We start from the raw sequence: 13,077 nt of genomic DNA, 5'->3' as shown, positions 1-13,077 counted from the left end.
CACTCCGCAGAGCCCCGCTCCAGGCGTCGGTCAGCGCCACTCTGAGAGGACGACCCCCCAGACCCCCCGACAAGAACGGCTGACCGCCACCCTCCGCTCCGCAGAGCTCCGCTCCGGGCGTCGGTCAGCCGGGTACCGACCAGCCGCGCGCGCGCAGTTCGGCGGCGAGGCGCTCGGCGGCCTCGGGGACGACCGTCAGCTCCAGCACGCCCAGCGGGCGGCCGGGCGAGTGCTCGATCGTCACGTCCTCGATGTTGACCTGCGCGATCCCCGCCGCCTGGAAGATCATCGCCAGCTCGCCCGGACGGTCCGGGATGACCACCTGCACGGTCGCGTAGGCGGGCTGGTCGCCGCCGTGCTTGCCGGGGATGCGGCCCCGGCCCGCGTTCCCGCGCAGCAGCAGGTCGGCGACGTGCGCGGCGGCCTCGTCGCTGCCGTCGCGCAGCAGCGACGCGGCCACCGCGAGGTCGGTCGCGACGGCCTCCAGCACGTCCGCGACGGGCTGGGAGTTCGCCGACAGGATCCCGATCCACAGCCGCGGGTCGCTCGCCGCGATCCGGGTGACGTCCCGGACGCCCTGCCCGGCGAGGCCCAGCGCCACGTCGTCCGCGCCGGTCAGCCGGGCGGCGACCGCGGCCGACACCACGTGCGGGCCGTGCGAGACCAGCGCGACGGCCCGGTCGTGCTCGGCCGCGTCCACCTCGACCGGCATCGCGCCGCACGCCTTCGCCAGCCCGGTGACGGCGGCGACGGTGTCCGGCGTCGCCTCCGGCGTCGCGCACAGCGCCCACGGGCGGCCGAGGAACAGGTCGGCCCGCGCCGCGCTCGGCCCCGACCGCTCGCTGCCGGCCAGCGGATGCCCCGCCACGAACGTCGTCAGGTCGCAGCCGAGCTCCGCCGCCTGCGCCAGCGGCAGCGCCTTCACGCTCGCCACGTCGGTGTAGGCGGTGGCAAGGCCGCGCTTCTGCGCGTCCAGCAGCGTCACCGCCACCGCCGCAGGCGGCACGGCCAGCACCGCCAGGTCGGCGGGCTCCTCGTGCGCCCCGTCGGGCAGCGCCTCGCCCGCGCCGAGCTCCACCGCCAGCGCCAGCGCCGCCGCGTCCCGGTCGGTCAGCAGCACCTCGGCGCCGCGCTCCCGCATCGCCAGCGCGATCGACGTCCCGATCAGTCCCGTCCCGACCACGACGATGCGCCGCGCCACCACGTCCTCGCTCACGCCGGTCACCCTACTTGCCCGGCACCACCGCTACTGCGCTATGTCGAGCCGCAGAGCCGTCGCGCCGCGCAGGTACACGTGCTGGACGCCCGAGCGGGGGCGGTCCGTCTCGATGTGCGCCATCAGCCGGATCACCCGCGGCAGCGAGCCGGGGACGCCGATCTCCGTCGCGCACAGCAGCGGCACCTCGTGGAAACCGAGCTTGCGGGCGGCCAGCGCCGGGAACTCCGCGGTGATGTCCGGCGTCACCGTGAAGATCACGCTGATGACGTCGTCGGTGGTCAGCTCGTTGCGGGCCATCACCTCCGCGACCAGTTCCGTCGTCGCCTCCAGGATCTGGTCCCGGTCGTCGGCGTCGATCTGCGTCGCCCCCCGGACCGCGCGTACCGCCACAGTCGCCTTCCTTTCCACACCCGGTGTCGTTTACAGCCCGACCGTCTTGTACAGCTCCCCGACCTCCTGCACGGTCAGCGCCCGCATCCCGCCCGGCTTCAGCGAGCCCAGCCTGATCGGCCCGAACTCGATGCGGGCGAGCTGCTGGACGGGGAACCCGACCTCCTTCAGCAGGCGCCGCACGATGTGCTTGCGCCCCTCGTGCAGGGTGATCTCGACCAGCACGCGCCGTCCGACCTGGTCGAAGACGCGGAACCGGTCGGCCTTCGCGGGCCCGTCGTCGAGCGTCACGCCGGCCTTCAGCCGCCGACCGAGGTCGCGCGGGATCGGCCCGTGGATCTCCGCCAGGTAGGTCTTGGCCACGCCGTAGCTCGGGTGGGTCAGCCGGTGCGACAGCTCGCCGTCGTTGGTGAGCAGGATCAGGCCCTCGGTGTCGGTGTCGAGGCGCCCGACGTGGAACAGCCGCTCGGGCACCTCCACGTAGTCGGCGAGGGACTTGCGGCCCCGCTCGTCCGACATCGTGGACACCACCCCGCGCGGCTTGTTGATCGCGTAGTACCGCATCTCGGACCGGGTCTCGACCCGCTTGCCGTCCACATGGATGACGGCGCGCCGCGGGTCGACGCGCTCACCGAACCGGAACACCTTCTTCCCGTTCACGGTGACGCGGCCCTCGCCGATCAGCTCCTCGCAGTGGCGGCGGCTGCCGATCCCGGCCTCGGCCAGGACCTTCTGCAGACGCACGCCCTCGTTCTCGGTCACGTGTCCTCAACTATGTCGTCCGGCAGGTCATCGGGCAGGTAGGGGGCGAGCTCGGGCAGCTCGTCGAGGTCGCGCAGGCCGAGTCGCTCCAGGAAGTACCCGGTGGTCCGGTACAGGTGCGCCTGCGACTCCGGGTCCTGGCCCGCGTCCTCGATCAGGCCGCGCAGCGTCAGCGTCCGGATGACGCCGTCGCTGTTGACGCCGCGGATCGCCGACACGCGGGCCCGGCTCACCGGCTGCCGGTAGGCGACCACCGCGAGCGTCTCCAGCGCGGCCTGGGTCAGCCGCGCCTGCTGCCCGTCGGTGACGAACCGCTCCACGACCGGGGCGCACACGTCCCGGGTGTAGAACCGCCAGCCGCCGGCGACCTCCCTGAGATCGAACCCGCGCCCCTGCTCGGTGTATTCCGCGGCCAGCTCCCGCAGCGTCTCCGCGACCTCGCCGCGCGGACGCTCCAGCAACTGCGCCAGCGCCATCTCGGTGACGGGCTCGTCCACCACCAGCAGGATCGCCTCGATGGACGCCCGCAGCCCGGGGAGCTCCGGCGCGTCCGCGCCGGGTTCCTCAGTCATCGTCTCCCTCGTCCTTCCGGGTCTTCTCGTCGTCCTTCGCGGGCGCGCCCTCGTAGTCGTCGCCGACCTCGACGTCGCCCTCGTCCGTGCCGGTCCACGTGATGTGCAGCTCGCCGAGGGGCTCCAGCTGCTCGAACGTGACCGCCTGCTCCCGGTACAGCTCCAGCAGCGCCAGGAACCGCGCGACCACCTCGTAGGTGCCCTCCGCGTCGGACGCGAGGACGCGGAACGTCGTCCTGCGCAGCCTGCGGAGCCGCTCCACGACGATCGCGGCCTGCTCCTTGACGCTGGCCCTCGGCTGGTACATGTGCTCGACCGACACCGCCGGCGGCGCCTTCGGGGTGAGCGCCCTCGCGGCGAGCCGGGCGAACTCGTCCGGACCGAGGCCGAGCAGCACCTCCGGCAGCAGGTTCGCGAACCTCGGCTCCATCGGCACCAGGCGCGGGTACCGCCGGCTCGCGTCGGCGATGTGCCCGGCGATGACCTGCGCGACCTCCTTGTAGGCGCGGTACTGGAGCAGCCGCGCGAACAGCAGGTCGCGGGCCTCCAGCAGGGCCAGGTCCTCCTCGTCGTCGACCTCGCCGGACGGCAGCAACCGGGCGGCCTTCAGGTCCAGCAGGGTCGCGGCGACGAGCAGGAAGTGGCTGGCCTGGTCGAGGTCCCAGTCGGCGCCGTGCGAGCGGATGTGCGCGATGAAGTCGTCGGTGACCTTGTGCAGGGACACCTCGGTGATGTCGAGCTTGTGCTTGGAGATCAGGCCGAGCAGCAGGTCGAAGGGGCCCTCGAAGTTGTCCAGGTGGACGCGGAAGCCCTGCTCCTGCTCGTTCTCCTGCCCCGGCTCCGGCGACGTCTCGGCCACGTCGCTCACGGTAGCGGAGGACTCCTCCCGCGCTGTGCTCACCGGCCCCATCGTCCCATGCCCGGCGGGTCCCCCGCGCCACGGACGATCACGAGCGGTGACGGGCCGCCGGGGCGCTACCGCCCGGTCAGCCGCCCGACGATGCCCTCCGCGTGGGCGCGGTCGAACGTGCCGGCCGGCCCGCTGATCTGCACCTCGCCTCCGGTGATGGCCTGGGTCACCTGTGCGGGCTCCGACACGAGGCCGCCGCCGACGAGCATGCCCATGAGCCTGGCCGGCAGCTGGGAGGCGGACGCCTCGGCGGCCTTGCGGGTCAGCTCGGCGAACCCGGGCGCGTCCGCGGAGGTCAGGGTGATCTCGACGACCCAGCCGGGGTTGCCCTTCGCGGGGTCGGGGGCGGCCGCCCGCACCTTCTCCAGCCTGCGCACGGTCAAGTCGTCCTCGCCGAACGTGTAGCAGGACCGAGCGCCGGTGACGGTCACCGCCCCGCCCGTGCACGGCGGCGCGGACTCCTTCTCGACCAGCGCGAACGTCAGCGGCACGCGCAGGTCGAACGGCCCCGACGACGCGGCCGGCGTGGGCTCGCCGCCGTCGCCGCCGGTCGCCACGAGATAGCCCACGACGACCGCGACCAGCAGGATGAAGCCGGCGATCACGGCGCCGATCACGATGAGCGCCGTCCCCGGCCCGCGCGCGGGCGGCGGGGGCGGCGGCGCGCCGGGCGGCGTGTCATGGGGAAAGGGCGGGGGGTGACCCATGTGCGCTCCGTCGCTCAGGGGGTGCCGGACGGCCTCACGCGGCCTGCGCGGCCCACCTGATGAGCACCTCCCGCGCCAGGCTCCGGTACGCGTTGGCGCCCATCGAGCTCGGGTCGAAGAACGTGATCGGCTCGCCGGCCACGGTCGCGTCCGGGAACCGGACCGTCCGGTTGATCACGGTGTGGAAGACCTTGTCGCCGAACGCCTCGACGATCCGGCCGAGGACCTCGCGGGTGTGCAGCGTCCGCGAGTCGTACATGGTGCCGAGCACCCCGTCGATCACCAGGTCGGGGTTGATCCGGCCCTGCACCTTCTCGATGGTCTCCATCAGCAGCGCCACGCCGCGCATCGCGAAGTACTCGCACTCCAGCGGGATCAGCACGCCCTCGCTGGCGGCCAGCGCGTTGACGGTGAGCAGGCCGAGCGACGGCTGGCAGTCGATGAGGATGTAGTCGTAGTGGTCGACGGCCGACTTCAGCGCGCCCTGCAGGATGTACTCGCGGCCTACCTCGTGGACGAGCTGGACCTCGGCGCCGGACAGGTCGATGTTGCTCGGCAGCAGGTCCATCCCGTCGACGCCGGTCTCGATGACGACGTCCTCCCACTCGGTGTCGCGTTCGAGCAGCAGGTTGTGGATCGTCACGTCGAGCTGGCGCGGGTCGCCCTTGCCGAGGCCGACCGACAGGGCGCCCTGCGGGTCGAAGTCGACGAGCAGGACGCGGCGGCCGTACTCGGCGAGCGCGGCGCCCAGGTTGATCGTCGTGGTGGTCTTGCCGACGCCGCCCTTCTGGTTGCAGACGGCCACGATCCGCCCCGGCCCGTGCTCGTCCAGGGGTTCCGGTTCCGGGAACACCGGCACGGGTCGCTGAGTAGGCCCGAGGGCCCGGCTCGGATCGGTCTCGATGGTGGCGGAGGAAAGGACTCCATCCGCACCGTTAGTGCTGGTCACCAGATCCCTCCCCGGCGGCCTGGAAATGCCATCCAGAACGGGGACTCTAGGCCCGTCGACCCCGTCGCTCAAGCCGACGCGCGCCGAACGTCGCGATTTGTCGGCGCACCGGTCCGTCCGGTTCGTCCCTCCGTGCGCCGCTCCCGGGTCAGGTCCGCGCCCGCGGGTGCGAGGTGGCGTAGACCTCGCGGAGCAGCTGGACCGTGACGAGGGTGTAGACCTGCGTGGTGGTCACCGAGGCGTGGCCGAGCAGCTCCTGGACGACGCGGACGTCGGCGCCGCCGTCCAGCAGGTGGGTGGCGAACGAGTGCCGCAGGGTGTGCGGGGACACCTCCGACAGCTGCGCCCGGTCGGCGGCGGCGCGCAGCACCATCCACGCGCCCTGCCGCGACAGCCGCCCGCCGCGCGCGTTGAGGAACAGCGCCGGGCCGCCACGCCCGGCCCCGGCCAGCTCGGGCCGGGCCCGCACCAGGTAGGCGTCCACGGCCTCGCGGGCGTAGTCGCCGATCGGCACCACCCGGGCCTTGCCGCCCTTGCCGGCGACGCGGGCGAACCCGTCGCGCAGGTCGAGGTCGTCGACGTCCAGGCCGACGGCCTCGGAGATCCGCGCGCCCGACCCGTAGAGCAGCTCCAGCAGCGCCCGGTCGCGCAGGCCGCGCGCGCCGCCGGGGTCGCCGGACGGCCCGGCCGCCGCGGCGAGCAGCCGCTCGACCTCCGCCAGCGAGATCGCCTTCGGCAGCCGGCGCGGCGGCGTCGGCGGCTTCACGTCGTGCGCCGGGTCGGTCGCGGCCAGGCCCTCCCGCAGCGCGAACCGGTGCAGCCCCCGGACGGCGACCAGCGCCCGCGCCGCCGAGCCCGCCGACAGCGGCGGATGGTCCGGGTCGCCCTCGCGCAGCACCACCAGGAACGCCCGGACGTCGTCCTCGGCGACCTCGCCGATGGCCGCGCGGCCCCGGCCGTCCAGCACCTGGGCGTACCGGCGCAGGTCGCGGCGGTAGGAGCTGAGCGTGTTGGCGGCCAGGCCCCGCTCGACCGCCAGATGCGCCAGATAGGCGCGGACGGCCGAGTCGACCGCGGACTCCGCGGCGTCGGCCGCGTCCCGCGTGCTGCTCCGGGAGGACGGGCTCGGGGACAGTGCGGCACCTCTTCCGGCCGTGGGCTCCGGGGACCCGCCCATCATGCCCCCTCCGGCGGCCGGAGGGGGACCTCATCCGGGGCTCAGTGCTCCGGCGCGTCGACCGGGCGCAGATCGGCGTACCCGGAGTCGCGCGCCGCGCGCACCGCGAGGACGCCCATGCAGGCGATCATGTTGTGCAGCTCGCCCGCGAACACCTTGCGGACCGCTTCCTCCAGCGGCACCCAGACGACCGGCATGTCGGCCTCCTCGTGGACCCGCTCGAAGTCGATCTCGTCGGCGGGCACCTCGGTGAGGCCCCGGGCCAGGAAGATCCGGACGCGTTCGTCGGCCATGCCGGGCGTGGGGTACACGTCGAGCAGGGTGTCCCAGCGTTCGGCCCGGTACCCGGACTCCTCCAGCAGCTCCCGCTCGGCGAGCTTGTGCAGGGGCTCGCCGTCCACGTCCCGCAGGCCGGCGGGCGCCTCCCACAGCAGCCGCGCCACCGGGTGCCGGTACTGCCGCAGCAGCAGCACCCGGTCCCGGTCGTCGACGGCGATGACACCGACGGAGCCGATGTGCTCGATCACGTCGCGCTGGACGGCCTCCACACCGTCGCCGACCGGCATCTCCACCTGGTCGACGCGGACACCGAAGACGCGTCCCTTGTAAGGCGTGGACGTTTCGACGACCGTCCAGCGCTCCGGACGGTCACGGACGTCGTCCGGGCCGAGCTCCTCGCCGCTCATGACGTGGCCACGGTCCCCGTCCCGCCCTCGCGCGCCTCCGCGTAGTCGAGGGCGGCGGAGATGAGACCGGTGAACAGCGGATGCGGCCGGGTCGGGCGGGACCGGAACTCCGGATGCGCCTGCGTGCCGACGAAGAACGGGTGCTGCTCGCGCGGCAGCTCGACGTACTCGACGAGCCGCCCGTCCGGTGACAGGCCCGAGAACCGCAGCCCGGCCTGCTCCAGCCGGTCGCGGTAGGCGTTGTTGACCTCGTAGCGGTGCCGGTGCCGCTCGGACACCTTCGCCTCCCCGTACAGCCCCCGGACCACGGAGCCCTCGGCGAGGTCGGCCGGGTACAGGCCGAGCCGCATCGTGCCGCCCATGTCGCGCTCCCCGGCGACCACGTCGAGCTGGTCGGTCATGGTGGCGACGACGGGATGCGCGGTGGTGGCGTCGAACTCGGCGCTGCCGGCGTCGGTCAGCGCGCCGAGCGTCCGCGCCGCCTCGATGACCATGCACTGAAGCCCGAGGCAGATGCCGAGCAGCGGCACCCGGTTCTCCCGGGCGTGCCGGACCGCGCCGAGCTTGCCCTCGATGCCGCGGACCCCGAACCCGCCCGGGACGAGGACGCCGTCCACGCCGTCCAGCTCCCGCTTGGCGCCCTCGGGCGTCTCGCAGTCGTCGCTCTTCACCCAGCGGATGTGCACCCTCGCGTCGTTGCCGAACCCGCCGTGCCGCAGCGCCTCGGTGACCGACAGGTACGCGTCCGGCAGGTCGATGTACTTGCCGACCAGCGCGATCGTGACCTCGCGGGCCGGCTTGTGGACGCGGCGCAGCAGCTCGTCCCACGACCCCCAGTCCACGTCCCGGAACGGCAGGTCGAGGCGGCGCACCACGTAGGCATCCAGCCCCTCCGAGTGCAGCACCTTCGGGATGTCGTAGATGCTCGCGGCGTCCACCGCCGACACGACGGCCTCGCGGTCCACGTCGCACATCAGGCTGATCTTGTGCTTGAGCCCGTCGGTGATCGGCCGGTCGGACCGGCACACGATCGCGTCGGGCTGGATGCCGATGGAGCGCAGCGCCGCCACCGAGTGCTGCGTCGGCTTGGTCTTCAGCTCCCCGGACGGCCCGATGTAGGGCAGCAGCGACACGTGCAGGAAGAAGCAGTTCTCCCGCCCGATCTCGTGCCGGATCTGGCGCACCGACTCCAGGAACGGCAGCGACTCGATGTCGCCGACCGTCCCGCCCACCTCGGTGATGACGACGTCGACCTCGCCGTCCTCGCCCATCCCGCGGATGCGGTCCTTGATCTCGTTGGTGATGTGCGGGATCACCTGCACCGTGTCGCCGAGGTACTCCCCGCGCCGCTCCTTGGCGATCACGTTGGAGTAGACCTGCCCCGTGGTGACGTTCGCGGACCCGTGCAGCTCGGTGTCCAGGAACCGCTCGTAGTGCCCGATGTCCAGATCGGTCTCGGCGCCGTCATCTGTGACGAACACCTCGCCGTGCTGGAACGGGTTCATCGTCCCGGGATCGACATTGAGGTAGGGATCGAGCTTCTGCATGGTGACCCGCAGGCCGCGGAGAGCGAGAAGCCGCCCAAGGCTGGACGCCGTCAGTCCCTTGCCGAGGCTGGAGGCGACACCGCCGGTAACGAAGAGATGCTTGGTAGGACGCGGCCTACCAGTGGCTGCCGAAGGCAAGAAGAGACTCCCGTGGTCGTTGCGAGGCGGACACGCTCACTGTCCACGGGCCTCTAGCTTATGGCATTTCTCTCCTCCTTCGGGCGCTGGGCACCCTCTATCGTCGAGAAACGCGGGCGATCGCTGCTGTGTTTATGGCAGTGCCCTCCTCCTTCGGGCCTTGGCGGCCCTCCATCGTCGGGCACCGCGGGCGATCGCTGGCATCGCTCCGGCTCGCCTTGCGGCTCGCTTCGCGATCAGGGTCTCGCTTCGCTCGCCCCTGCCTTCGGACGCGATCGCAACCATTTCGGTTGTCGCGTGGCTGGGCCACCGGCTGGCGTCCGCGCGTCCGTACCGCCACAAACGGCTCTTGGCTGAGCACCACCCGGCACGCCTCTTGGCTGAGCACGCCGCCCACGCTTCCGCATGAAGACGTTCGCAACGCTCTTGGCTGAGCCCAACTCGGCACGCTCTTGGCTGAGCACGACCCGCAACGCCTTTGCGCAGGCACGGCCCGCGCACGACCCGCGACGCGACCCCGCGAGGCCCTTAGATGAGCGCCATCCCGCAACGCTCTCGGACGAGCACGACTCGCAAGGCTCCTTCGTGGACAAGACCCGCGACGCCCTGGATGAGCAGCGCTCGCGCTGCCCTGGGAGAACCTGGCTCGCAAGGCTCTTGCTTGACATCATTCGCGACGCTCTTGGATGTGGACGATTCGTGCGGCTCTTGGTAGTGGGGGCTGAGATTGAGTGCGGGGCTCAGCCCGTGACCCGCGGGTCGGGTGGCCGGAGGGCGCCCTGGCGCCCGGAGGTCGCCCGACCCGTCGAGCCGGGCGACCGCAGCGACACGCCGCCGACCTGCACGGTCGCTACACACCCGCACCGTGGCGTGAGGATCGGCCGGCTCGTGACGGGGGGTGCAGGGGGGTCGTCCCCCCTATAGGCGGGGCGTAGCCGCTGTGGGCATGATGGTGCGGAGTTGTCTGGTCAGTTCGTCGATCAGGCTGCGGGCCTGGTCGGCGGCCTGGCGGGCGGCGTCGCGTTCCTGGGAGAGTTCGGCGATCTGGGCGCGCTGCTCGGTGACGGCCTGGGCGAGCTGGTCGACCCACTGGTCGCGTTCGGCGAGCTTCTCGGCGACGGCGTCGCGTTCGGCGGCGAGCTGGCGCATCGCGGCGACGGTCTTGTCGCGTTCGCGGCCGGCCTGGTCGGCGCGGCCGCGGGCGAGGGTGAGCTCGGACTCGGCGCGGGCCTGCGCCTGGACGGCGGCCTCCCGGTTCCGGTCCGCGGACTCCCGCGCCTTGGCGGCGGCGTCGCGTTCCCGCTCGGTCTTCTTGGCGGCCTCCAGGGACTGCGCGGCGGTGTCGAGGGCCTGCTGCCGCTCGGCCTCGGCGGAGTCGGCGCGGGCGACGGTCTCCTGGATGCGGCGCTCGGCGTCCTGGGCGCGGCGTTCGGCGTCCTGCGCGCGGCGCTCGTTCTCCTGGGCGCGGCGTTCGGAGACCTCGGCGCGGCGGCGGCTCTCCTCGGCCTCCTTGCCGGTGGCGGCGACGGCGTGCTGGAGGTTCTGCGCGGTCATCTCGGCGTCGGTGACCTTGGCGCGCAGCTGCGACAGCTCGGCGTGCGCGGCCTCCAGCGCGCGGGACAGCTCGGCGGCCTGCTCGGCGACGCGGTCGCGCTCGGACTCGGCGGAGCGGCGGCCGCCGACGGCGTCCTCGACGGCGCGCAGGGCGTCGTCGCGGGCCTCGCTCATGGCGTCGCGCTGCTGGATCGCCTGGCGGACGGTGGCCTCGGCCTCGGCGACGCGGCGCTCGGCCTGCTCGACCTGGGCCTGCACCTGCTCCAGCTGCGCGCGGGCCTGGTCGGCCTGGGCGCGGGCCTGGTCGGCCTGGGCGCGTCCCTGCTGGGCCTGGTTCCAGGCGGCGGCGGCGTCGCGCTGCGCGTTCTCCTTCTCGGTCTGGAGCGCGGCGATCTGCGTGACGACCTCGGCGGCCTGGCGCTCGGCCTCCACCGCCCGGCGGTCGGCCTGCTCGGCCTGGCCGCGGGCGCGCTGCACCTCGCCCCAGGCGGCCGCGGCGTCGCGCTGCGCCGACTCCTTCTCCTGCTGGACGGCGGCGACCTGCGACGACGCCTCGTTCTGGGCTTCGGCGAGGCGGCGCTCGGCCTCGACGGCGCGGCGGTCGGCCTGCTCGGCCTGGCCGCGGGCGCGCTGCACCTCGCCCCAGGCGGCGGCCGCGTCGCGCTGCGCCGACTCCTTCTCCTGCTGGACGGCGGCGACCTGCGACGCCGTCTCGGTCTGCGCCTCGTTGACCTTGCGCTCCCCCGCGGCGAGCGCGTCGCCGATGAGGTCGGCCATCTGGCGGAGCCGCTCGACGATGTCCCAGGGCTGGGCCTCGTGCTGCTCGACGTCGGGGCGCACGATCTCGCCCGTCCGGGCGTGCGGCGCCTGCTGGCCGGGCTTGGACATCTGGATCGGCTGCTGGGCGGCCGGCAGCGCCTGGGGGGCGCGGTTCGGGTCGCGTCCCATGGCGGGCCAGGGGTTGGCGGCGTCCGGGACGCCGCGGGAACCGCCCGATCCGTTCAGCTCGCTCACCGGTCTCCTCGCCTCCCGGGCGGGAGCGCAGCGGCGCCGTTCACCCTGCTCGCCGCGTCGCTCGCCCGACGGCTCGTCACTTCGCTCACGTGTCTCCTCGCCCGGCGGCGCGCGGCCGCGTTCGCGGGGGTCGTTGTGCTCATCTCGTTCGCTCCGCAGCCGGCCCTGTGGCTCCTCGCTTCGCTCACTAGAGGCACTCTAGTCCCGACCAGCGGAACGTTTGCCCAGTTTGGGGTTTACTTTCTCGACTCTCGCGCCGTGTTCTCGCACGCCGGACGCCTGATCGAGGCGCGCACGGTGCCGTGGGTCACACCGCTGCGGGACGCGGCCGGGGTGGGACAATCGCGCCCCATGGAGCTTCGCACCCTGTATCCGCCGATCGAGCAATACGATTCCGGGCTGCTCGACGTCGGCGACGGCGACCGTATCTACTGGGAGGTCTGCGGGAATCCGGAGGGCAAGCCCGCGGTGATGGTGCACGGCGGGCCGGGCGGCGGGTGCAGCCCCGCGCACCGCCGGCAGTTCGACCCGGAGGCGTACCGGGTCGTGCTGTTCGACCAGCGCAACTGCGGGCGGAGCGAGCCGCACGCGAAGGACCCGGAGGTGTCACTGGAGGGCAACACCACCTGGAACCTCGTCGCCGACATGGAGCGGCTCCGGGAGCACCTCGGCATCGAGCGCTGGCTGGTGTTCGGGGGGAGCTGGGGCAGCGCGCTGTCCCTGGCGTACGCGCAGACGCATCCGGAGCGGGTGACCGAGCTGGTGCTGCGCGGCATCTTCATGCTGCGGCCCTTCGAGCTGTACTGGTTCTACCAGGAGGGGGCGTCGCTGCTGTTCCCCGACCTGTGGGAGAAGTACGTGGAGCCGATCCCCGAGGACGAGCGCGAGGACCTCATCTCGGCGTTCCGGGAGCGGCTGGAGTCCCCCGACCGGGAGGTGCGGGTCGCGGCGGCGAAGGCGTGGGCGACGTGGGAGGGCTCGACGCTCACGCTGCGGCCGGATCCGGAGCTGGCCGGCGGGTTCGCGGAGCCGGACTACGCGGTGGCGTTCGCCCGCATCGAGAACCACTACTTCGTCAACGAGGGGTTTCTCGAGGAGGACCAGCTGATCCGGGACGTGGACAAGATCCGGCACATCCCGGCGGTCATCATCCAGGGCCGCTACGACGTCTGCACCCCGGTCGCGACGGCCTGGGATCTGCACCGCGCGTGGCCCGAGGCGGATTTCCACATCGTCGACGACGCGGGACACGCCTACAGCGAACCGGGGATCCTGCACCGCCTGATCGAGGCGACCGACCGCTTCGCTGGGAAGGGCTGACGCCGGATCAAAACGGCTGCACCCTAATGCGGTGGACTGGTGTCCGGAAAGTGGCCGGGGGCGGGCTTCGGGTCCCGGCCCCGGCCGTCGCATGTGCGACCCGAAACCCACGATTTCTTACCAGATAGCAAT

General features: G+C 72.9%; 12 protein-coding genes. 1 reads left to right on the top strand and 11 read right to left on the bottom strand.

The window, feature by feature from the left end; all coding sequences use genetic code 11:
• Positions 1 to 124 precede the first annotated feature (124 nt).
• The 11 genes from BM339_RS04515 to BM339_RS04465 form a co-directional block, all read right to left on the bottom strand.
• On the bottom strand, positions 125 to 1,225 hold the full coding sequence (locus BM339_RS04515) for a prephenate dehydrogenase (protein ID WP_021597566.1): 1,101 nt from the start codon (positions 1,223 to 1,225) through the stop codon (positions 125 to 127).
• A gap of 21 nt (positions 1,226 to 1,246) precedes the next feature.
• Positions 1,247 to 1,609, bottom strand: coding sequence for a chorismate mutase (aroH, locus tag BM339_RS04510; RefSeq protein WP_021597565.1), 363 nt, complete (start codon positions 1,607 to 1,609; stop codon positions 1,247 to 1,249).
• Positions 1,610 to 1,639: 30 nt separating this feature from the next.
• Positions 1,640 to 2,371 carry a pseudouridine synthase gene (locus BM339_RS04505; RefSeq protein ID WP_021597564.1) on the bottom strand — a complete coding sequence of 244 codons (732 nt, stop codon included), beginning with the start codon at positions 2,369 to 2,371 and terminating at the stop codon, positions 1,640 to 1,642.
• Positions 2,368 to 2,943 (bottom strand): SMC-Scp complex subunit ScpB, encoded by a 576-nt coding sequence (scpB, locus tag BM339_RS04500; protein WP_021597563.1) that lies wholly within the window; start codon positions 2,941 to 2,943, stop codon positions 2,368 to 2,370. The genes BM339_RS04505 and scpB overlap by 4 nt, the downstream gene beginning before the upstream one ends.
• Positions 2,936 to 3,802: a segregation and condensation protein A gene (locus BM339_RS04495; RefSeq protein WP_024935257.1), complete on the bottom strand. Its 867-nt coding sequence runs from the start codon at positions 3,800 to 3,802 to the stop codon at positions 2,936 to 2,938. The genes scpB and BM339_RS04495 overlap by 8 nt, the downstream gene beginning before the upstream one ends.
• Before the next feature lie 116 nt (positions 3,803 to 3,918).
• Positions 3,919 to 4,560 carry a SecDF P1 head subdomain-containing protein gene (locus tag BM339_RS04490; protein ID WP_075019959.1) on the bottom strand — a complete coding sequence of 214 codons (642 nt, stop codon included), beginning with the start codon at positions 4,558 to 4,560 and terminating at the stop codon, positions 3,919 to 3,921.
• A 34-nt stretch (positions 4,561 to 4,594) separates the two neighbouring features.
• The gene (locus tag BM339_RS04485; protein WP_276330333.1) at positions 4,595 to 5,464 is read right to left on the bottom strand and encodes a ParA family protein; all 870 of its coding nucleotides are present in this window, start codon (positions 5,462 to 5,464) and stop codon (positions 4,595 to 4,597) included.
• A gap of 193 nt (positions 5,465 to 5,657) precedes the next feature.
• The gene (xerD, locus tag BM339_RS04480; protein ID WP_052357475.1) at positions 5,658 to 6,686 is read right to left on the bottom strand and encodes a site-specific tyrosine recombinase XerD; all 1,029 of its coding nucleotides are present in this window, start codon (positions 6,684 to 6,686) and stop codon (positions 5,658 to 5,660) included.
• A 41-nt stretch (positions 6,687 to 6,727) separates the two neighbouring features.
• A complete protein-coding gene (locus BM339_RS04475; RefSeq protein ID WP_075019958.1) occupies positions 6,728 to 7,372 on the bottom strand; it encodes an NUDIX domain-containing protein in 645 nt (214 codons plus the stop codon).
• A complete protein-coding gene (locus BM339_RS04470) occupies positions 7,369 to 9,057 on the bottom strand; it encodes a CTP synthase (RefSeq protein ID WP_024935259.1) in 1,689 nt (562 codons plus the stop codon). The genes BM339_RS04475 and BM339_RS04470 overlap by 4 nt, the downstream gene beginning before the upstream one ends.
• A 918-nt stretch (positions 9,058 to 9,975) precedes the next feature.
• On the bottom strand, positions 9,976 to 11,625 hold the full coding sequence (locus tag BM339_RS04465; protein ID WP_024935260.1) for a coiled-coil domain-containing protein: 1,650 nt from the start codon (positions 11,623 to 11,625) through the stop codon (positions 9,976 to 9,978).
• A gap of 351 nt (positions 11,626 to 11,976) precedes the next feature.
• Here BM339_RS04465 and pip point away from each other — a divergent pair, with 351 nt between their 5' ends.
• A complete protein-coding gene (pip, locus tag BM339_RS04460; protein WP_075020145.1) occupies positions 11,977 to 12,945 on the top strand; it encodes a prolyl aminopeptidase in 969 nt (322 codons plus the stop codon).
• Positions 12,946 to 13,077: the final 132 nt, after the last annotated feature.

It is taken from the genome of Actinomadura madurae (assembly GCF_900115095.1).
In the GTDB taxonomy this organism is placed as follows: Bacteria; Actinomycetota; Actinomycetes; order Streptosporangiales; family Streptosporangiaceae; genus Spirillospora; species Spirillospora madurae.
The sequence above is the reverse complement of the archived record's forward strand: the minus strand, read 5'-3'. Positions and strand labels throughout refer to the sequence as shown.

Coding starts and splice junctions, on each gene's coding strand:
- scpB (WP_021597563.1), bottom strand. CDS start 2,943: ATGACTGAGGAACCCGGCGCGGACGCGCCGGAGCTCCCCGGGCTGCGG.
- BM339_RS04490 (WP_075019959.1), bottom strand. CDS start 4,560: ATGGGTCACCCCCCGCCCTTTCCCCATGACACGCCGCCCGGCGCGCCG.
- xerD (WP_052357475.1), bottom strand. CDS start 6,686: ATGGGCGGGTCCCCGGAGCCCACGGCCGGAAGAGGTGCCGCACTGTCC.
- BM339_RS04475 (WP_075019958.1), bottom strand. CDS start 7,372: ATGAGCGGCGAGGAGCTCGGCCCGGACGACGTCCGTGACCGTCCGGAG.
- pip (WP_075020145.1), top strand. CDS start 11,977: ATGGAGCTTCGCACCCTGTATCCGCCGATCGAGCAATACGATTCCGGG.